Source organism: Pseudoglutamicibacter albus (assembly GCF_031458175.1).
Classification (GTDB): domain Bacteria; phylum Actinomycetota; class Actinomycetes; order Actinomycetales; family Micrococcaceae; genus Pseudoglutamicibacter; species Pseudoglutamicibacter albus.
The window spans coordinates 701,977-721,566 of sequence record NZ_JAVDXX010000001.1 but is presented as its reverse complement, the minus strand read 5'-3'; the positions used below and the strand labels follow the sequence as shown (position 1 = coordinate 721,566).

The window sequence follows — 19,590 nt, the reverse complement described above, 5'->3', positions numbered from 1 at the left end:
TGAAAGACTCAATCTTTGCCAGGCGGCCGCTAGTGTGCTGCGGCGTGCCATGTGCGCCCGCTACCGATGTTCACATCCAAAGGAACAGACAATTCCATCGCGCTGGACATGATCTCGACTACGAGCGAACGCACCTTCTCCTGCTCACCGTCCACGACCTCAAAAATCAGTTCGTCATGGACCTGCAACAGCATCTTCGATTCCAGGCCCGCGTCCTTGAACGCGGCAGGGATGCGAAGCATCGCAAGCTTGATGATATCCGCCGCTGTGCCCTGGATCGGCGCGTTCAACGCGGCCCGTTTAGCCATCTCCCGCAACTGACGGTTATCGCTATGCAACTCAGGCAGGTAGCGGCGCCGCCCCAACAGGGTCGAGGTGTAGCCGTCCACACGCGCTTGAGCGACAACCTCATCGAGATAATCACGTACCGCACCGAAACGCTTGAAATAGTCGTTCCGCAGCGTGCGGGCCTCATCAACCGAAATACCCAACTGCTGGGATAGACCGAACTGGCTCAACCCGTACGCCAAGCCGTAGCTCATCGCCTTGACCTTCGAACGCATTTCAGGGGAAACGTCCTCGGGCGCTACATCGAAAACATGTGAGCCAACAAAACGGTGCAGATCCTCGCCATCCTTGAACGCCTGGATCAACGCCTCATCCCCAGATAAATGCGCCATGATGCGCATCTCAATCTGCGAATAATCCGCCGTGAGCAGCTCCGCGCTGTCACCGCACGTGAAGATGTCGCGAATACGGCGGCCCTCTTCGGTACGCACCGGAATATTCTGCAGGTTCGGGTTCAAGGAAGACAGCCGGCCGGTAGCCGCAGCTGTCTGAGAGAACGTCGTATGGATCCGCCCATCAGCGGCAACCGTCTTCTTCAAGCCTTCAACAGTCTGGCGTAGCTTAGCCACGTCCCGGTGAGCCATCAGCGCTTCAAGGAACGGATGCCCCGTCTTGACCAACAAATCCTGCAACGAGGCCGCATCCGTCGTGTAACCAGTCTTGATCTTCTTGGTCTTAGGAAGCTCAAGTTCCTCAAACAGAACCGTCTGCAACTGCTTAGGGCTACTGAGATTCACCTCGTGCCCAATCGCGTCGAAAGCCTGTTGTTGGGCGCGGTTCATGTTCTGGGTGAAGCTATCGATCAAATCATCGAGCGAGCCCAGATCCACAGCCACACCCGTGGCCTCCATGCGCGCCAGAACGCTCGCCAAAGGAACCTCGACCTGCGTCAACAGGTCTTGAGCTTCACGATCAACAAGCATGGGCTGCAACACCGAATGCAGACGCAACGTGACATCTGCACGCTCCGCCTCGCGGCCATCCACGGCCGCTCCGTCCTCATCCAGGCCTAAGTCAAGCTGGCCGGCGTTCTGTGCCGCGGCTTCACCCAGCGTGCGCTTCAGGTGCTGCTGGGAGAGATCCTCAAGCGCATAACCACGGCGGTCCGGCTGAACCAGATACGCCGAGAGCGCTACATCATCGATCACACCCGACAACTGCAAGCCACGCGCCCACAGTGCCTTCAGCATCGGCTTGAGGTCATACACAACCTTCGGCCGCTCAGCATCCGCAAGCCAGGCCGCCACCGCATCGGTGGCCTGCTCATCCAACTGGGCAAGATCAACTTGCAACACCTCAGCCTGCGCCGACTCTTCAGGAAGCACCGCAACCGAAAGGCTCAGAACATCCGATGCCTCACCCACCGCGTGCTCAGCCGACAGCTCAACGCGCACCGCGGCAACAGGCGCACCATCAGCGCCCGCGCCAGCAACAGATTCAAACCACGAACGAATCTTCTCAGCGTCAGCGAATGAAACAACAGTCGGCAACTCAACAGCCGGGGACTCTTCCTCGCTCAAACCACCCATCACGTCGTTCAAACGGCGGCGCAACGTATTGAACTCAAGCGAATCAAACAAGTCCTCAATGCGATCCCACTCCGGTTCACGCACACGCATGTCATCCCACGTGAGATCCACATCCAAATCCCGAACCAATGCGTTCAGCTCACGGTTACGGCGTACATCATCCACGTGGTCACGCAGGCTCTGTCCAACCTTGCCCTTGATCTCATCAGCATGCTCAAGGATCTTCTCAACCGAGCCATACTGATTGATCCACTTAGCCGCAGTCTTATTGCCCACCCTCGGAACACCCGGAAGATTATCGGCCTTCTCCCCCACCAGCGCAGCCATATCCGGGTAGTTCTGCGGAAGAACCCCGTAACGGTCCTGCACCGCGGCAGCGTCCATCGGCGGGATATCCGAAATGCCGCGCATCGGATACAAAACCAGCACGTCATCGTTGATCAACTGGAACGTGTCCCTATCACCAGAGACAACCAGGACATCGAAACCATCCGCAGCGCCGCGGGTCGACAACGTCGCCAGAATGTCATCAGCCTCATAGCCCTCATACGTCAACGTAGGGATGTTCATAGCGGCCATGACCTGATCGATCAACTCGATCTGGCCCGCGAACTCCGGCGGAGTCTCGGCGCGGCCGCCCTTATATTCCTCATACTGTTGCGAACGGATAGTAGGCCCAGAAAGGTCAAAAGCGACCGCAACATGGGTCGGTTCCCGCTGCTCAATCATTTTCAGCAGCATCGAAACGAAACCGTGAACCGCGTTCGTGTATTGGCCCGTAGCAGTCGAGAAGTTCTCTGCAGGTAAAGCGAAAAACGCGCGGAACGCCATCGAATGCCCATCGATAACGAGCAAACGCGGCTTGGATTCGGACGAAGACGAAGATTTAGACGAAGAAGACTTGGCGTTGGCACTCACACATGAAAGCCTAATGCCCATGACTGACAAAAGCTCAAAACCCGAAACGGGCGGCACCAACAACACCACCCAAGCTGCCCACGAGAACCATCCGTTCGCTACCGAACTCACTGAAGCGAACATCCCGCACGCGGCGTGGGAATACCTACGCCACCATGGCCCCGGAGCACTGGTCACCAAGCTCGGGATCATCTTCGACACCTTCACGGTCGAAGAACTCACCGCAACCATGCCGGTTGAAAGCAACACCCAGGTAGCCGGAATCCTCCACGGCGGAGCCAGCGCGGCACTCGCTGAAACCCTTGGCTCCTTCGCCGCAGCCTTGCACATCGTCGACTCAGGGCTCCAGGGGAAATCCCCCGTAGGCGTGGACCTCAACATCACCCACCACCGCGGCGGTGTTTCCGGGCGGGTGCGCGGAGTGTGCACACCAGCCCACCTCGGCCGAACCACCACGAGCCACGACATCAAAATCTATGACGAGAACAACAAACTTGTCGCGACCGCACGCATCACCAACCAGCTCATCGACCTGCGCTAAACGGTGGCACTCAAACCACACGCCGGCACGCTACGTGGCTGTGTAGATGCGTAGCTGCGCTCGTTGTGGACATGTCGGGTGTAGACGCGTTGAGGGCGGGCCACCTTGCACGGTGACCCGCCCTCAACGCTTGCGCGCGGCTAGAAGCCTAACGTTTCAGAAACCCAGCGCTTCAGAAGCCTAACGTTTCAGAACCCCAGCGCCTTATGGATCGGCGGGACGATCAACGCGATACCGAGCAGAACGATCAGCCCGGATACCGCGTAGCACGCGAAATAGCCGGCCTTGAGACGTTTCGCTTTGCTGAGGCCTTCCTCCGTTGCCGCGTCATGCAGGGACTGCAACCGCACCCCGGTCGAGAACATCAGCACCACGAACAGCGTTGAGAACACAGTCGCGACGAACACCATCAGAAACGGCATAAATTCAACAGTCATTGATCTTCTCCGCTACTTACCTTGCTTCGCTTCAGCAACATCGTGGCCCTTACTGGCTTCCTTAGCGGCGCGTTCGGCTTCACGGGCCGCCACATCGGACTCTTCCGCTGCGGCTTGGCTATCGACTGCCGCGATGAAGCTAAGCCGCGCTGATTCCTCACGGTCTTGCGCACGACGCACCTCACGCAACTCGGCTGCCGCCGCCTTCCGTGCAACCCGGTGGGCATGCGTTGCGGCACGAGCTGCACGGCGAGCCTTCCGCGCCTCAGACTTAGCCTTCGCGGCGGCGGCCTTAGCGTGCTCGTGCGCCTCGCGAGCCTCACGGCGCAATGCACGGGCAGCGCTACGGCGTTCCTTCTTGGTTGGAATGTGAACCGCGGCGGAGGAAACCTCGACGCCACGCATAGCGTTCTCGTGAGTGACCGAGTTACGTAGAGAAATCAAGAAAATCGTGAGCATTGCGGCCAGGCCCGTGATCAGAACGATCCACACACCTACCGAACCCAGGTGAGTCAACGCCGCAGCCAGACCACCGATGATGGCAGCGGCAGGCAGTGTGAAAAGCCAACCGGTCGCGATCTTGCCAGCGGTACGCCAGCGGACGCCGGCCCCTTTACGGCCCAAACCGGAACCCACCACGGAACCGGACGCGACCTGCGTGGTCGATAACGCGAAACCTAAGTGTGATGACGCCAGGATCGCGGCACCCGTGGAAACCTCGGCAGCGAAACCCTGCGGCGGCTTGACCTCAGTCAGGCCCGTTCCCAGCGTGCGCATGATGCGCCAGCCGCCCGTATAGGTGCCTAGCGCGATCGCGAAAGCACAGCTAGCGATAACCCACAGGTGAGGGCCTGTGCCGGCTTCCTGCATGTTGGCGGACACCAGAACCAGAGTGATAATACCCATCGTCTTCTGAGCGTCATTCGTGCCGTGAGCCAACGCGACAAGGGAGGAAGAGAAGATCTGACCGATCTTGAAACCGCCGCGATTCGGGGAGATGTGTTTACTGTTCCGACGCGTGATGCGGTACGCCAAGCGCGTGGCGAAGAACGCTGAAACACCTGCGATGAGTGGGGCAGCGACCGCAGGGATCAGGACCTTCTCAAAAAGCGTTCCGTAATTCACCGCTGAGAGGCCCGCACCCACGATGGCGGCACCGATGAGACCACCGAACAATGCGTGAGAGCTAGACGACGGCAAGCCGAGTAGCCACGTCAAGAGGTTCCAGACGATCGCGCCCATCAGGCCGGCCAAAATCACCGATGGAGTGATGAGGATCCCACCGTCCGAGGAAGATTCGTTGATGATCCCCTTAGAAACCGTCATCGCGACCTCGGTGGACAGGAATGCGCCAACAAGGTTCAAGATGGCGGCCAACGTCACAGCAGCTTTCGGCTTGATCGCCCCCGTCGCAACCGGGGTGGCCATCGCGTTAGCGGTGTCGTGAAAGCCGTTCGTGAAGTCAAAGAACAACGCCAAAGCGATGACAATGACAACGAGTAAGAACGGATCCATGCGGGGCCTTCCTCTTCAAAACACTCACATAAACCGGGCATGAACATCTGTTTACCTAGAGTTCATTTCACTCCCGTGACAATGCTAGACCTTTAAGCCCGAAAGCGTGACCCCGAGGCGGAATAAGCACTGTGTGAATAGTCACGCCCGCGTAGCGGTGCGGGTTGGATGTGCATTTTCCACACGAGTGCGTATACAGTAGAACCCGCTGGTGAGAAAACCACGAGTAAACGAGTCAGTGATCCCCTCGAACAGGAACTCGACCTGATACTCACATAGACACCAGCCCGAGTGGCGGAATTGGTAGACGCACTGCACTCAAAATGCAGCGATGAAAATCGTGCGGGTTCGAGTCCCGCCTCGGGCACACATACAACGTGGGGCGCAACAAAGGTTGCGCCCCGCGTTTGGTTTTCGTTTTAGCTTCTACGCGTTTTAGCTTCTATTCAGGGAATTCAAGGTCCGGGAAGCCTGGTACCTCGGCGAAGAAACTCTCGACGAGCTCGGCGGTAACACCCTCCAGCGTTGCTGGCTTCCACCGTGGGTTGCGGTCCTTATCGATAATCTGAGCGCGGATCCCTTCACGCATATCGTGGCCAGGCCGTACTAGCTCGCGCGTTTCTACCTCAGTAGCATGCGCGCCGCCGCGGCGGTTGCCCAAGACTGCGTTCCCGCACAACCGATAGTCTTGCCGATACGTATCCGCCAGGCTCAGCTGGCGCGCACGCTCGATCGCTTCCAGTGCCGTCTTCATACCCGTTGGGCTGTTCCGGCGCATCGCATCCAACGCTTCCCGCTCAAGCGTGCCTTGCCCAGCAGCTTCACCAGCGCCTTCAACACGCGCCTGCAAGGCCTCAAGGATGTCCTCGACAGTTTCGTGCGAGAAAGCCTCGTCGATCCAGCCGCGGGCCGCCTCCAAACGTCCCGCACCGGCGCCCTCTGCGGTGTCCCTTACTGTGCCTTCACCTGCGCTGCGCTGCCGGCCGTCCGTGTCCGGGACGGAAAGCGAGTAGCGCTCCACCGCATCGTCCACGTCACCGGCGCATGTGACCTGCTCAAGCTCCGCACGCAAGGCACCTTGCTGCGAAGCCGGAACAAACGCATCAGCAAGCCCCGCATACACCGCATCGGCACCGCAGACCTGCAGCCCAGTCAAAGACAAGAAGCGGCCCACCGCCCCAGGAGAACGCGCCAAGAAATACGCGCCACCCACATCCGGGCTGAAACCGATACCGGTCTCCGGCATCCCCAACCGGGTCGATTCGCACACAATCCGGTGCGAACCAGGAACCGAGATCCCGACTCCCCCACCCAAAACCAGGCCATCCATGAACGGAATATAGGGTTTCGGGAAACACGCGATCGCGTGATCCAAGCGATACTCCGCCGCGAAAAACTCCATCGCAACCGCCGGCTCTTCGATGGTGCCTCGATAGATCACGCGCACGTCACCGCCCGCGCACAAACCCCGCTCACCCGCGCCACGAACCAGCACGGCACGCACCGCATCGTCTGCCGCAAAAACATCCAGCGCCTGATGCATACCCTGAACCATCTCAAGGTTCAACGCATTCACCGCGGCCGGGCGGTTGAGTGTCACAACACCCAAGGCCCCCGCACGTTCAGCGAGTACGAGCTCTGATCCGGTATCTATAGCATCTACAGCCATAGCAGCCATCAGAAGTCAATGGCCGGTAGACGTGCGTCTTGGCCTTCATTCATCCGCACAACCAGGTCCTCGGCGGCCTGCTCACGCGTACGCCACGGCTTGATCTCCTCATGGCGTTCCTCGTTCCGCTCGCCATCCTTACCGCTATGCGTGATGTCGCCCAGACGATGCACACGCAACGAGTTCGTGGATCCAGCCTTACCTGGAGGGGAACCCGATACGATCACCGCGAGCTCATCCTCTTCAGCGAGGTTGCTACCCAGCAAGTGCTCCTCGGCCTGCTGAGACATCTTGTCCGAATGATCCACAAACCCCGCCAAAACCGGGGTGATACCCCAGAACAAATTCATGTAGCGGAACGTCTGCTCACTCGAAGTGAATCCCAGAGCAGGGATCTCCGAACGCATACGCGCCAAACGGCGCGCCGAGTCACCGGTCTGCGTGAACGCCACAAGATAAGACGCATTGACCTCTTCAGCAACCTCAACCGCCGCCCTTGTCACCGCGCCACCACGCGTCCGGGGGCGCGCCGCGAGAGGCGGGATCCGTTGCAAACCGTGAGCCTCGGTCGACTTGATGATCCGCGCCATGGTCTCGATCGTTTCGATCGGATACTTACCAACCGAGGTTTCCCCCGAAAGCATCACCGCATCGGCACCATCCAAAACCGCGTTCGCACAGTCAGAGGCTTCAGCGCGCGTAGGTGTAGGCGAATCCATCATCGACTCCAAAACCTGCGTTGCCACAATCACAGGCTTAGCCCAACGGCGAGCCAGCTCGACCGCGTGCTTCTGAACCACAGGAACATCCTCAAGCGGCAACTCCACCCCGAGATCGCCGCGAGCCACCATGATCGCATCGAACGCGTCGATGATTTCCTCGATGTTATCGACAGCCTGCGGCTTCTCCAGCTTGGCGATGACCGGAACCTTCCGGCCTTCCTCCTGCATAATCCGGTGCACAGGATCGATATCGGAAGCGTTACGCACAAAAGACAAAGCGATCATGTCCACACCGGCACGCAGAGCCCACCGCAGGTCCTCTTCGTCCTTCTGCGAAAGCGCCGGTACATTCACAGCAACCCCGGGGAGGTTGATGCCCTTGTTATCAGAAACCTCACCGCCGACCTCAACCTCGGTCACAACATCGGTAGCCGTGACTTCGACCGCCCGCAGACGCACCTTGCCGTCATTGACTAACAAAATGTCACCGACATCGACGTTCTCGATAAGCCCAGCGAACGTCGTGCCACACTCGGCCTTCGAACCGGGGACATCGCGGGTAGTGATCGTGAAAGTATCGCCTTCGGCAAGCTCATGCGGGCCATCCGCGAAACGTGCAAGGCGGATTTTAGGGCCCTGCAGGTCAGCGAACACACCGAGCGGCTTATTGAGCTCTCGGGATACCTCACGCAGATTATCGAGATTATTCTGGTGGGTCGCATGATCCCCGTGGCTCATGTTCAGGCGGGCCACGTTCATACCGGCCTTGAGCGCCTTGCGAGCCATCTTCTTAGTGTTGAGCGCCGGACCGAACGTCACGACAATCTTGGCTCTCCGCACCTGGCGCTTGTTCTTCTTGCTGGCTGCACTCTTGTCAACAATCATTTTTCAACGCCCCATCGTGATGTATTTCGCGGCGCCCCAGACATGTTCACTCATGCGTTCGTCTCATCCCGCATGCGCTGAGGTTTCGCCTGTTTATAAGCCTACAGCCCCGCGCCCGCTCAAGGGGCGGGCACGGGGCTGCAGTTGGCCTTTTGATTCAGTTCTCGTCTTTCTTATCGCCGACGCTATCGTCACCGGTGTCATCAGCTGTTGTGTCAGTATCCGCTTCCGTGTCGGTACTGGCGTTGTCGGCGTCAGTACCAGCCGTACCGGTGTCGGAGTCGGCTGTGTCGGTATCGGAGGCTCCGTTGGTCTCGGGGTCCTCAGCGCCGGTGTCCGCGGCGCCGGCTTCAACAGTGCCTGCCTTGTCAGCCGCGGACTCAGCAGTGTCTGCTGTCTTTGCTTCAACAACAGGTGCAGTGTCAGCATCCGATTCGGCTGTATCCGCGGTATCCGCAGTTTCGCTGGCGAGCTCCGCGTCAGCAGGCTCGGTCTCGTCCGGTTCGGTCTCAGCAGGTTCCGTCTCGGCAGACTCGGCGGTCTCCGCCGGTTTGTCCGGTTCAGCTACGGTTTCCGTCTCGGCTGTCTCGGCCGGCTCGACCGTCTCGGCTGGCTCTTCCGGTTCAGGCTCTTCCGCTTCAGGTTCTACAGGTTCAGGCTCTTCTTCCACGACGTCAGTTTCTTCCGCGGTGTCCGCAGCTTCGGCTGTACCGGCCTGTTCCGTATCGGTCGCCGTTTCCAGGGCCTCAGCCTTATCTGATGCTTCAGTCTGCTCAGGTTCAGACGCTACTTCTGACGCCTCGGCACTGTCGGCATCGTCGCCATCGTCTGTATCGTCACGATCGTCCGTACCATCTGCGGTCTCGGTCGTCTCCGTGCGCTCGGGCTTATCGGCTTCAGAGGACTTCTCCTCATCGGCGACCTGAGCGACCTGAGCGGATTTCTCTTCATCCGCGGTTTCTTCGGTCTCAGCAGGCTTCTCGGCCTCCTCTAGCTTCTCAACCTCGGCAGCTTTCTCCTCCGCGTCGCCAGGCTTCTCAGCCTCGGCAGGTCTATCCGTCTCAGCAGACTTGTCCGCGGCGTCGCGTTCTTCCTCAGCAGGCTTATCGGCACCAGCGGCCGCCGCTGCGCTTGGTTCGCGGCCTGGCAGAGCCACATCGAGCTCAGGTGCGTTCTTGCCTCGCTGGTAGGCGATGACGAACGCGACGAGCGCGCCCAGGAACACGAGGATCGATACCCACACGTTGAGCCTCTGCGTGACACCGGCGATCGTGATCATCTGAGCTTCGTCGATCCGCAATGCTTCGATCCATGTGCGGCCTGCCGTATAGATCACAATGTAGAGCCACAAGAGCGCACCGCGGCGCATACGGAACAAACGGTCAAGCAGCAAGAGGATCGCAACACCGACGATGTTCCAGATGGATTCATACAGGAACGTCGGGTGAAACAGCGTGTCCGCTGGCATACCAGCCGGGAAGGTCGGTGAGTCAGCATCAATCTTGAGACCCCACGGCAGGTCAGTCGGGCTACCGAACAGCTCCTGGTTGAAGTAGTTACCCCAGCGGCCAATTGCTTGAGCCAGCAGAACCCCTGGCGCGACAGCGTCAGCGAAGGTAGAGAACCTGACACCGGCGCGGCGCGTAGCGATCCACACACCAACCGCACCGAGGGCTACCGCACCCCAAATCCCGAGGCCACCGTTGGCGATATACAGGATCTTGATGGGGTCCCCGGTGCCGTCATAATTCGGCCCAAAATACTGGTCAGGGGAAGAGAACACGTGGTACAGACGACCACCGATGATGCCGAGCGGAACCGCCCAGATCGCTACATCCCACACGAGCTCGGGGTTTCCGCCGCGTGCTTCCCAACGCCGCTGCGTGAGGATCAGGGCGGCGATGATCCCCAACAAGATGCAGATCGCATACATGTGGATGGTCAACGGCCCTAGCGAAAACGACGAGAACTCTTGCGGCGGCGATGGGAGTGACGCCGGGATAGCGGTTGAAACTGCCGTGGTGATCGTCTGTGTGATCATGGGCTACCTGCCTCGTCCTGCTAGTTCCGCGGTCAACCGGCCTACGCCTTCGGGACCGTTTTCACCGAGCTCACGCACGAGCGCGGTACCGACGATCACCCCGTCTGCATATTCGCCGATCTCTTCAACGTGAGAACGCTGCGACACCCCGAGCCCAACGCACGCGGGGAGGTCACCTGCCGCACGGACCGCTTCCACAACACCCTGCGCTGCATCAGAGACGCTATCGCGGGCACCTGTCACACCCATGATGGATACGCAGTAGACGAACCCGCGGGAGGAATCCACGGTCTGTTTGACACGTTCCGGAGTGTTCGATGGCGCAGTCAGAAAGACTCGGTCAAGGCCATATTTCTCAGACGCTTCCATCCAGTCGCCTGCCTCTTCCGGGAGCAGGTCAGGGGTGATCAGGCCCGCTCCGCCGGCTTCTGCCAGGCGGCGGGCGAACTCATCGACACCCATCCGCAACACGAGGTTCCAGTAGGTCATGATCAGCACCGCAGCATCGGCCTCCGCGGTGACTTTCTGGATAATGTCGAAAACCTGCGGTACCTTGAACCCGTTCGCCAGGGACTGTGTTGTCGCGGCCTGGATGACTGGCCCGTCCATTACGGGATCCGAGTATGGCAAACCGATCTCGATGATGTCGGCACCGTTCTTAGCTGCCGCGATCGCTGCGTCGATGGTGGATTGCACGTCCGGGTAGCCTGCTGGCAGGTAGGCGATGAGCGCTGGGCGGCCTTCCTTGTGTGCCCGCGCGATCGCGTCAGCGGATGTGATTCGTGGTGCGCTCTGGCTCACGCTTGCTTGCCTTCCTCTTCCCCGTTGTTCTGCTCGTCTTTTTCCTCCAGCAGACCGAACCAGCGGGCTGCGGTTGCCACGTCTTTATCGCCGCGGCCTGACAACGTCACGACGACGATGTGCTCGGTTGGGTCTTGGCCGTTAGCTTTCGCTTCTTCAGCCATGCGCTGGCCCACTTTGATCGCGCCGGCCAGAGCGTGGCTGGATTCGATCGCTGGGAGGATGCCTTCTGTTTGCGACAGCAGGCGGAACGCTTCCATCGCCTCGCTGTCAGTGATGGCGGTGTACTGGACTCGGTGGATGTCGGCGAGGTAGGCGTGTTCTGGGCCTACCGCTGGATAGTCCAGGCCAGCTGAGACCGAGTGGGATTCGATGGTTTGGCCGTCTTCATCCTGCATGAGGTAGGTCTTCGCCCCGTGTAGGACGCCTGCCCTGCCGAGGGTGATGGTTGCCGCGTGGCGTGGCGTGTCGATGCCGTCGCCTCCGGCTTCCAGGCCGTGCAGTTCGACGTCTTTATCGTCGAGGAAAGCGTGGAAGCTTCCGATCGCGTTAGATCCGCCGCCCACGCACGCGCAGATCGCATCCGGGAGACGCCCTGCTTGTTCGATGATCTGTTCGCGGGTCTCGTTACCGATGCATTCGTGGAAGAAGCGCACCATGCTCGGGAATGGGTATGGGCCGGCCGCGGTTCCGAGCAGGTAGTGGGTGTGTTCGACGTTCGCGACCCAGTCACGCAATGCTTCGTTGATCGCGTCTTTGAGCGTGCGGGAGCCAACAGCGACCGGTATAACGGTGGCGCCGAGCAGTTTCATGCGGGCCACGTTGAGGGCTTGACGCTCGGTGTCTTCCTCGCCCATGTAGACGACGCATTCCATCCCGAACAGGGCTGCCGCTGTCGCCGTAGCTACACCGTGTTGGCCCGCACCGGTTTCAGCGATGAGGCGGTTCTTCCCCATCCGCTTGGCAAGTAGCGCCTGGCCGAGAACGTTGTTGATCTTGTGGGAGCCGGTGTGGTTGAGGTCTTCCCGTTTAAGGAAGACACGCACCCCACCTGCGTGCTCAGCGAACTGTGGCGCCTCGGTTAGAAGTGACGGGCGGTTGGCATAGTTGGCTAGCAGGTCCTGGAACTCAGCCACAAACTCTGGGTCTTGCTTTGCCGCGTTGAACGTCTCTGCAAGCTCATCGAGGGCGCGAACCAAAGACTCTGGCATCCACCGGCCACCGTAGTCACCGAAGTATGGGCCGGGTGCGTTACGTAGCGATCCGGACATGAAAGTATCTGCCATCGCGGTGTTATTGCCTTCAGAACCGCGCCCATCAGTGTCGCACGCTTCGGTGCTCTGTTCGCCGGGGTTCTGATCGGCAGGGTTCTGTTCGCCGGAGTCTGGTGTGTGGGTCATTGCGTTCCTAGATGATGATGGTGGCTAGCGGAGATGCCGGTGACTAGCGGGCTGAGGACCGGATGGTGTGGCCTGCCTCAGTGAACTCGGCGACGGTTTGACGCGGTTGGGCGTGCTTGACGAGTGCTTCTCCTACAAGCACGGCGTCGGCGCCAGCGTGGGCGTAGGTCTTGACCTGTTCGATGTCCTCGACACCTGATTCGGCGACCGTCACGACCGTCTCAGGTAGGTGCTTGGCCAGTTCAGCATAGTGGCCGGTGTCGACCTCGAGGGTTTTGAGGTTACGTACGTTGACTCCCACGATCTTCGCGCCAACCTTTGTGGCTCGTTCGATCTCTTCCGGGGTGTGTGTTTCAACGAGCGCGTTCATGCCCAGCTGGTGTGTGAGCGCAAGGAAGTCGCTGAGCTCTTGATCGCTCAAAGCCGCAACGATGAGCAGAACCAGATCCGCACCGTGGGCACGGGCCTCATAGATTTGGTATTCGTCTACCGTGAAGTCTTTGCGCAGAAGCGGGATGTTGACGCGCGCGCGGACGGCATCGAAATCCGCGAGTGAACCGCCAAAGCGGCGCTGCTCTGTCAGAACCGAGATCGCTGCGGCGCCGCCAGCCTCATATTCGGCGGCGAGGTCAGCAGGTTCAGGGATGTCCGCGAGCGCACCCTTCGAAGGCGAACGGCGCTTAACCTCAGAAATCACAGCGAAGGCGGAATCCGTGTTCGGGGTGAGGGCGGCCAGCGCATCGCGGGCTGGTGGGGCTTCAGCGGCGCGGCGCTTGATCTCTTCAAGCGGCACGAGTTGCTTGCGTTCGGCCAGATCTTCCTTAACACCTTCAATGATCTGATCCAAAACAGTGGCCTCAGCCATGTGCCTTGCCTATCCCTTCTGTCCGCTACGTTCGGACGGTACCGGACCTTATGTATGCCCTGTATAGAACCGTGTATAACCCCGTATAGAACGAAGCCCCGCGAATGTTTCGCGGGGCTGAGCGCTCACAACGTTAGTCGTGCTTGGTGCGGGAGCCACCCACGCCGAAACCGGCGGCTTTCAGAACGACGCCGGCGATGATACCGACAACGAAGATCACGCCGCCGGCCCAGAAAAGAACCCAGTTAGGGATGGTGAAGGCGACGCAGGACAGCAGGAAGCCAACAAACATGATGGTGAACATTGCCCACGAAGCAACCGTGTTGCCGTGGCCCAGGTGCTGCTCATGGATTGGGTCATGAGCAATGGTCTGGCGATCGAGAGGCATATCCCTATCTCCTTCGAGTTGAAACCTCAGGTCAGTGATGCTCTGCCCTCTGTGGGGCATCCGCGACCGTGAGGTCACGGGTGGATATGTGTCCAGGTGTGCGCGAGTGAAGCGTCAGCATGAACACACGCTCATTGCTATTCTGCCACTTCTAGGCGTTGACCGCTCAATCGCTACGTGCGGCGAGTCATTTCGATCGCGTCTGCGCACCGGTTGAAGGGCGTCTCAGATGAAGAGACCGCGGGCTACCTAACAGGCGGTGTCCTAGTAGAAGCGTGCGCGCCCGGAGCGTGGGCCGTCAGGATCAGTCGGATCCTCGCCCTGGGTCAGGGCGTCCCATTGGTCGATCTCATCCATGGCCTCGGCTGTATCGTCTTGGGTTCCATCATCTCCGGCGCTTTGACCTGCTGGCCGGTTGCCCGGCTTTGAGGTTGCGCTGCCGGTCTTGGAGCTCGCGCGATCATATTTGCTTGATGTCGATGCGGCGGGTGCCGACACAAAAACGCCCCATACCGCAACCAGCACCATGAGAATGCCCGCAACCGCTGTGATGATCGGAAAGACCGTGACCTCATAAACACTGCTGACCACCCCGAGGCCGAATGTTTCTCCGACCTTGGCCGATGCCGCATCCTCAGGCGAGAGTGCCGCCCAGATACTCACCCCTGCAACGCCAGCACCGGCGAGGGCTTGGACTACGGTGATGATCCAGCGCGTCACAGGCCCTGCGATGGTGAGCGCGATCGTGGCCGCGAGCATCACCACGGCGAGCGCGGGTGCTGCTGGTGTTGCGGTTCCGCCGGCGACGTTGAGGCTTTCTACTGCTACCCCGGTGTCTGGAGCGCCGATGGTGATCCAGGTTTGGGTTATGAGGATGAGCGCGGCGATGGAGAGGGTGAGGCCTGCCAGGACGATGTGTTTGCGTTGGCCGAAGCGGTGGCGGCGTGGTGTGGTTTCGCCGCCCAGTGTGGTTTCGCCGTTCTGTGGGGTTTCGGTGTCAGGCATCGGCGTCTCCGGGTGTTGGTTCCTCGGCCTGGTCGGCGTCGTGGTCTTCAGCATTGTGGTCTTCGGCACCGTGGTCTTCGGTTGCGCTGAGTTGGTCGGCGAGCCATACGGCGCGTAGCGGTGCGAAGGATTTGTTGACGGTTTCGAGGGCTTCTGATTCGGGTTGGGAGTCGGCGACGATTCCGGCGCCGGCGGATACGTAGGCGGTGCGGTCTTTGAGGACTGCGGTGCGGATGGCGATGGCCATGTCCATGTCTCCGGCGGAGTCGAAGTAGCCGACTACTCCCCCGTAGATGCCGCGCCCTACCGGTTCTAGTTCGTCGAGTAGTTGTAGTGCGCGTGGTTTGGGTGCCCCGGAGAGGGTTCCGGCGGGGAATACGGCGCGGAGGACGTCGTAGGCGTTGGTGTGGGGTTCGGCTTGGCCTGTGACGGTGGATTCCATGTGCATGATGTGGCTGTAGTGGACTATCTCCATGAATTGGGTGACGTCCACGGTGCCTGGGGTGCAGACTTTGGAGAGGTCGTTGCGGGAGAGGTCTACGAGCATGAGGTGTTCGGAGCGTTCTTTGGGGTCTGCTAGTAGTTCTTTGGCTAGTTTTTCGTCTTCGGCTGGTGTTGTTCCGCGGGGGCGGGAGCCTGCGATGGGGTGGGTCACGACGTTTCCGGATTTCACGGTCACGAGCGCTTCTGGTGAGGAGCCGACGACGGAGAATGGTTGGGCATCTGCGTTGTGGTAGGTCGCGACATACATGTAGGGGCTGGGGTTGGTGGCGCGCAGGATGCGGTAGACGTCGAGCGCGTTCGCTTGGGTTGGTAGTTCGAAGCGGCGCCCTACGACTGCTTGGAACACTTCGCCGTCCACGATCGCGTCTTTGATGGTCTCGATCGCGTGCATGAATTCTGGTTCTGCCCAGGTTTCTTTGACGGTTGCGAACATTTCTTCGCGTGATACGTCGGCTGATGGCATGGGGACTGGCGCTTCGCCGGTGGAGGGTTCACCGAGTTGGTGCGCCATGTTCTGTAGGCGTGCTACCGCGTCCTCGTATGCGCCTTCGGCTCCGGTGTTGAGGCCGTTTTTGTTGTAGGCGTTGGCGACCAGGGTGAGTGATCCGTCGAGGTGGTCATAGACGGCCATGTCGGTGACCAGTTGCAGCGCGAGCATCGGCACATGCATGTCATCTGCTGGGCCTTGACCGAGGGTTTCCCAGTAGCGGACTGCGTCCCAGCCGATGTAGCCCATGAGCCCGGAGACGAAGGGGAACGATGGGCGGGCGAGGTTTTGCTGGCCGCGGTTGAGGAACTGTAGGGATTCCCGCAGAACCTCCATGACGTTGCCTTCAGACGGGATACCCACGGGTGGGTTTCCTTCCCAGACGGCTTGGCCGTCGTGTTCGGTGAGCATCGCGGCACTTGCCGCACCGATGAAGGAGTAGCGGGCCCACTGCCCGGCGGTCGCGGATTCGAGCAGGAACGTGCCGGGGCGTTCATCTGCAAGGCGGCGATACACGCCTAAGGGCGTGAGGCCGTCGGCGAGCATCCGTGCTGTCACCGGGATGACTCGTGGGCCATCAGGTGAGGCTGCCGCTGCGACGAATTCCTCGCGGGTGATGTTCGGGTTGATCCTCGGAGCGCTCATTACTTCTCCCCTGCTTCAGTCTCGTATGCTCGGCTCGTTTCGGCGGCGGCCGTGTTTGCTTGCCGCGACGGCGTGGCTACCGGGATGGAGCGGTCATCAAAACACGAGCGGCTACCGGTATGGCATGCGGCCCCCGTCTGGGCCACAGTGAGCAGTATCGTGTCCGCGTCACAGTCATAGTTCATCGCGACAACTTCTTGAATGTGACCAGATGTGTCACCTTTACGCCAGTACTCTTGCCGGGAACGAGACCAATAGGTTGCCCGCCCGGTGGTAGCGCTACGCCTGATGGCCTCGGCATCCATCCAGCCGAGCATCAAAACCTGCAACGAATCAACGTCCTGCACAACAGCAGGGATCAGCCCATCGGCGTTAAATTTCAGCGCAGAAACATCGAACACCGAAGGCGACGAGTCAACTGCTTGGTCGCGATCGGCACGGATTTCAGCGGGAGTTTCAGAAGAACCAGACACGCTCCCATGCTACGTTGCGCACTCCTTACAGTGTCATAGCGTGACGTGTCAGCTGAACGTGCTACGTTTGTGAGCGTGCCTCGCTTTGTCTCTGTGTCCCGTCAAGCGCTCGCCGATGCGCTCCTCGCCGCAGGTCCGCACGCCCCCACGCTGTGCGATGGCTGGGAAACACGGCATTTAGCGGCACACCTGGTGCTTCGTGAACACTCCGTTTGGGCCGCCGGCATCACAGGTGCCCCTGGTTTACGGCAAGGCATGGAACGCAAACTCGAGATCCTCGCTTCCCAAGGCCAACACCCCGGCGGGTATGCGCGCCTCATCAAACAATTCGCGCAAGGGCCACAGAAGTTCTCCCCATTCAACCTCAAACGTGTGGACGCCGCAGCGAACCTGCTCGAATACTTTGTGCACCTCGAAGACATCCGCCGCGCCCGCGAACGCTGGGTACCACGATCCCTGGATGCGGCATATACAGAACGGCTATGGCAGCGGTTCAAGAACGGTGCCAAACTGCTCTACCGGAACTCACCGGTCGGGATCATCCTCGTCCGCCCTGACGGGACCCGCTACCACGCCAAGAAAGGCACCGACTCGGTCGCGATCTACGGGTCCGTGAGCGAACTCATCATGCACGCATTCGGCCGAACCGAACACGCGCTGGTGCTCTACGAAGGAAGTCCCGAGGCCAAGAAGGCACTCGAGGCCTCAACAGCGAAGAACGCTGAACGCTGCACCTAGCGGAGCATAACAGACGCGGCACTCAACGGACGCGGTTCTTAACGGACCGTGATGCCTGCCGCCCGCATCGCGGCCTTCACTTCAGCCATCATGTGATCAGGCCCAAAATGAAACAGCGATGCCGCAAGCACCGCATCGGCCCCTGCCTCCACCGCCGGTGGGAAATGCTCGGGCTTACCAGCCCCACCTGATGCGATCAACGGAACCGAAATAACGCGCCGGACATCGCGCAGCATCTGCGTATCGAAACCCTCTTGCGTCCCATCAGCGTCGATCGAGTTTAACAAAACCTCACCCACGCCGCGTTTCTGAGCCTCAGCCGCCCACTCCAGCGCGTCCTGACCAGTACCCACCCGGCCGCCACGCACCATGACCTCATAACCGGAAGCTAGATCCGGGTTATCGCTACGCTTAGCATCCAGAGACAACGTCAAAACCTGGGAACCAAAAGCCTCACTGATCTGGTTGATCAGATCCGGGTTCTCCACCGCGGCAGTAGCCACAGAAACCTTATCCGCGCCCGCGTTCAGCAGCTTAGAGACATCCGTGACCGAACGGATACCGCCACCGACCGTCAACGGGATGAAAACCTCAGCAGCGGTACGGCTAACAATGTCATACACCGTGTCACGCTCATCCGAAGATGCCGTGACATCCAAGAACGTCAATTCATCGGCACCCACACGGCCATAACGCTCAGCAAGCTCAACCGGATCCCCCGCATCGCGCAAACCCTCAAAGTTCACGCCTTTAACCACACGGCCAGCGTCCACATCGAGGCACGGAATCACACGAACAGCAACAGACACAACCTGCCCCTTCCTATAAACGGCAAGCGTTAATCGGGGTCACCAAAATCGCGCGCGCCCCCACGTCATAGAGCTCATCCATGACACGGTTGACCTGGTTCTCGTTAACCATGGCCCGCACCGCAACCCAATCAGGGTCAGCCAACGGGGAAATCGTTGGGGACTCCAAGCCAGGGGTCAAACGCATCGCCTCATCAACCAACGTCTTCGGGATGTCATAATCCAGCATCGCGTACTGGCGAGCCACAATCACACCACGCAAACGACGCACGAGCGTGCTTTCAGCCTTCGGGTGATGATTCTTCCGGCCAATCAAAACAGCCTCAGACTTCATCAACTCAGGACCGAACGGCTCCAAACCGGCAGCACGCATCGTCGAGCCGGTCTCCACCACATCGGCCACCGCGTCAGCGACACCCAAACGGATCGAGGTCTCAATCGCGCCATCCAGACGCACCGTCTCCGCGTCAATACCGTGCTCTTGAAGATAATGATCCACCAAAACCCGGTAACTCGTAGCGATCCGCTTACCGTTCAACTGAGAAAAATCAGAGAACACACCGCGCGGGCCAGCGATACGGAACGTCGAGGCGCCAATACCCAACGGCATCAGCTCCTCAACCGCATCATCAACATCCGCGTCCATCATCAAATCCCGGCCCGTGATCCCCAAATCCAAAACACCACGGCCCACATACACCGCGATATCCCGCGGCCGCAGATAAAAGAACTCAACATCGTTCTCAGGGTCCGTCAACGCCAGCTCGCGCGAATCACGACGCTGCCGATACCCCGCCTCAGACAACATCTCCGTCACAGCGGAAGACAACGAACCCTTATTCGGAACAGCTACACGCAAAGTCGACACAA

Annotated in this window: 17 protein-coding genes and 1 tRNA gene; 3 read left to right on the top strand and 15 right to left on the bottom strand. The window is 59.9% G+C overall.

Features of this window, described 5'->3' with window-relative positions:
- Positions 1-29: 29 nt before the first annotated feature.
- Entirely contained in the window at positions 30-2,816 is a 2,787-nt protein-coding gene (gene polA, locus J2S67_RS03150; RefSeq protein WP_310246212.1) for a DNA polymerase I, read from the bottom strand.
- Here polA and J2S67_RS03145 point away from each other — a divergent pair.
- The gene (locus J2S67_RS03145) at positions 2,815-3,336 is read left to right on the top strand and encodes a hotdog fold thioesterase (RefSeq protein ID WP_310246209.1); all 522 of its coding nucleotides are present in this window, start codon (positions 2,815-2,817) and stop codon (positions 3,334-3,336) included. The two genes, polA and J2S67_RS03145, sit on opposite strands and share 2 nt — an antisense overlap.
- A gap of 188 nt (positions 3,337-3,524) precedes the next feature.
- On the opposite strand, the gene J2S67_RS03140 is transcribed toward J2S67_RS03145, so the two are convergent.
- Positions 3,525-3,773, bottom strand: a complete 249-nt coding sequence (locus J2S67_RS03140; protein ID WP_035757634.1) for a hypothetical protein — start codon at positions 3,771-3,773, stop codon at positions 3,525-3,527.
- 12 nt (positions 3,774-3,785) lie between these two features.
- The gene (locus J2S67_RS03135) at positions 3,786-5,288 is read right to left on the bottom strand and encodes an inorganic phosphate transporter (RefSeq protein ID WP_083285206.1); all 1,503 of its coding nucleotides are present in this window, start codon (positions 5,286-5,288) and stop codon (positions 3,786-3,788) included.
- Positions 5,289-5,573: 285 nt separating this feature from the next.
- Here J2S67_RS03135 and J2S67_RS03130 point away from each other — a divergent pair.
- A tRNA-Leu gene (locus tag J2S67_RS03130) sits at positions 5,574-5,655 on the top strand.
- A gap of 75 nt (positions 5,656-5,730) precedes the next feature.
- Here J2S67_RS03130 and J2S67_RS03125 read toward each other — a convergent pair.
- The 10 genes from J2S67_RS03125 to hisI form a co-directional block, all read right to left on the bottom strand.
- The gene (locus J2S67_RS03125) at positions 5,731-6,957 is read right to left on the bottom strand and encodes an enoyl-CoA hydratase/isomerase family protein (RefSeq protein WP_310246205.1); all 1,227 of its coding nucleotides are present in this window, start codon (positions 6,955-6,957) and stop codon (positions 5,731-5,733) included.
- 8 nt (positions 6,958-6,965) lie between these two features.
- Complete coding sequence (pyk, locus tag J2S67_RS03120) at positions 6,966-8,519, bottom strand: pyruvate kinase (protein ID WP_070490970.1); 1,554 nt, start codon at positions 8,517-8,519, stop codon at positions 6,966-6,968.
- 202 nt (positions 8,520-8,721) lie between these two features.
- The gene (gene lgt / locus J2S67_RS03115) at positions 8,722-10,605 is read right to left on the bottom strand and encodes a prolipoprotein diacylglyceryl transferase (protein WP_310246202.1); all 1,884 of its coding nucleotides are present in this window, start codon (positions 10,603-10,605) and stop codon (positions 8,722-8,724) included.
- Between the two features lie 3 nt (positions 10,606-10,608).
- Positions 10,609-11,406, bottom strand: a complete 798-nt coding sequence (trpA, locus tag J2S67_RS03110) for a tryptophan synthase subunit alpha (RefSeq protein ID WP_035757632.1) — start codon at positions 11,404-11,406, stop codon at positions 10,609-10,611.
- Positions 11,403-12,692: a tryptophan synthase subunit beta gene (gene trpB / locus J2S67_RS03105; RefSeq protein ID WP_070490972.1), complete on the bottom strand. Its 1,290-nt coding sequence runs from the start codon at positions 12,690-12,692 to the stop codon at positions 11,403-11,405. Before trpB ends, trpA begins: the two co-directional genes overlap by 4 nt.
- Positions 12,693-12,849: 157 nt before the next feature.
- Entirely contained in the window at positions 12,850-13,671 is an 822-nt protein-coding gene (gene trpC / locus J2S67_RS03100; RefSeq protein ID WP_310246199.1) for an indole-3-glycerol phosphate synthase TrpC, read from the bottom strand.
- Between the two features lie 133 nt (positions 13,672-13,804).
- On the bottom strand, positions 13,805-14,059 hold the full coding sequence (locus J2S67_RS03095; RefSeq protein ID WP_035757622.1) for an HGxxPAAW family protein: 255 nt from the start codon (positions 14,057-14,059) through the stop codon (positions 13,805-13,807).
- 264 nt (positions 14,060-14,323) lie between these two features.
- Positions 14,324-15,064, bottom strand: coding sequence for a Trp biosynthesis-associated membrane protein (locus J2S67_RS03090; RefSeq protein WP_310246195.1), 741 nt, complete (start codon positions 15,062-15,064; stop codon positions 14,324-14,326).
- Positions 15,057-16,700, bottom strand: coding sequence for an anthranilate synthase component I (gene trpE / locus J2S67_RS03085; RefSeq protein ID WP_310246192.1), 1,644 nt, complete (start codon positions 16,698-16,700; stop codon positions 15,057-15,059). The genes J2S67_RS03090 and trpE overlap by 8 nt, the downstream gene beginning before the upstream one ends.
- Complete coding sequence (gene hisI / locus J2S67_RS03080; RefSeq protein WP_377649944.1) at positions 16,700-17,173, bottom strand: phosphoribosyl-AMP cyclohydrolase; 474 nt, start codon at positions 17,171-17,173, stop codon at positions 16,700-16,702. The genes trpE and hisI overlap by 1 nt, the downstream gene beginning before the upstream one ends.
- A 45-nt stretch (positions 17,174-17,218) precedes the next feature.
- Here hisI and J2S67_RS03075 point away from each other — a divergent pair, with 45 nt between their 5' ends.
- On the top strand, positions 17,219-17,911 hold the full coding sequence (locus J2S67_RS03075) for a TIGR03085 family metal-binding protein (protein WP_310246189.1): 693 nt from the start codon (positions 17,219-17,221) through the stop codon (positions 17,909-17,911).
- 38 nt (positions 17,912-17,949) lie between these two features.
- On the opposite strand, the gene hisF is transcribed toward J2S67_RS03075, so the two are convergent.
- Together hisF and hisG are read right to left on the bottom strand one after the other, a co-directional pair.
- Positions 17,950-18,720, bottom strand: coding sequence for an imidazole glycerol phosphate synthase subunit HisF (hisF, locus tag J2S67_RS03070; protein ID WP_035757618.1), 771 nt, complete (start codon positions 18,718-18,720; stop codon positions 17,950-17,952).
- 13 nt (positions 18,721-18,733) lie between these two features.
- Positions 18,734-19,579, bottom strand: coding sequence for an ATP phosphoribosyltransferase (gene hisG, locus J2S67_RS03065; RefSeq protein ID WP_310248698.1), 846 nt, complete (start codon positions 19,577-19,579; stop codon positions 18,734-18,736).
- Positions 19,580-19,590: the final 11 nt, after the last annotated feature.

Coding starts and splice junctions, on each gene's coding strand:
- trpE (WP_310246192.1), bottom strand. CDS start 16,700: ATGAGCGCTCCGAGGATCAACCCGAACATCACCCGCGAGGAATTCGTC.
- J2S67_RS03135 (WP_083285206.1), bottom strand. CDS start 5,288: ATGGATCCGTTCTTACTCGTTGTCATTGTCATCGCTTTGGCGTTGTTC.
- J2S67_RS03140 (WP_035757634.1), bottom strand. CDS start 3,773: ATGACTGTTGAATTTATGCCGTTTCTGATGGTGTTCGTCGCGACTGTG.
- J2S67_RS03095 (WP_035757622.1), bottom strand. CDS start 14,059: ATGCCTCTCGATCGCCAGACCATTGCTCATGACCCAATCCATGAGCAG.
- trpB (WP_070490972.1), bottom strand. CDS start 12,692: ATGGCAGATACTTTCATGTCCGGATCGCTACGTAACGCACCCGGCCCA.
- lgt (WP_310246202.1), bottom strand. CDS start 10,605: ATGATCACACAGACGATCACCACGGCAGTTTCAACCGCTATCCCGGCG.
- polA (WP_310246212.1), bottom strand. CDS start 2,816: ATGGGCATTAGGCTTTCATGTGTGAGTGCCAACGCCAAGTCTTCTTCG.
- J2S67_RS03145 (WP_310246209.1), top strand. CDS start 2,815: ATGACTGACAAAAGCTCAAAACCCGAAACGGGCGGCACCAACAACACC.
- J2S67_RS03125 (WP_310246205.1), bottom strand. CDS start 6,957: ATGGCTGTAGATGCTATAGATACCGGATCAGAGCTCGTACTCGCTGAA.
- J2S67_RS03090 (WP_310246195.1), bottom strand. CDS start 15,064: ATGCCTGACACCGAAACCCCACAGAACGGCGAAACCACACTGGGCGGC.
- trpC (WP_310246199.1), bottom strand. CDS start 13,671: ATGGCTGAGGCCACTGTTTTGGATCAGATCATTGAAGGTGTTAAGGAA.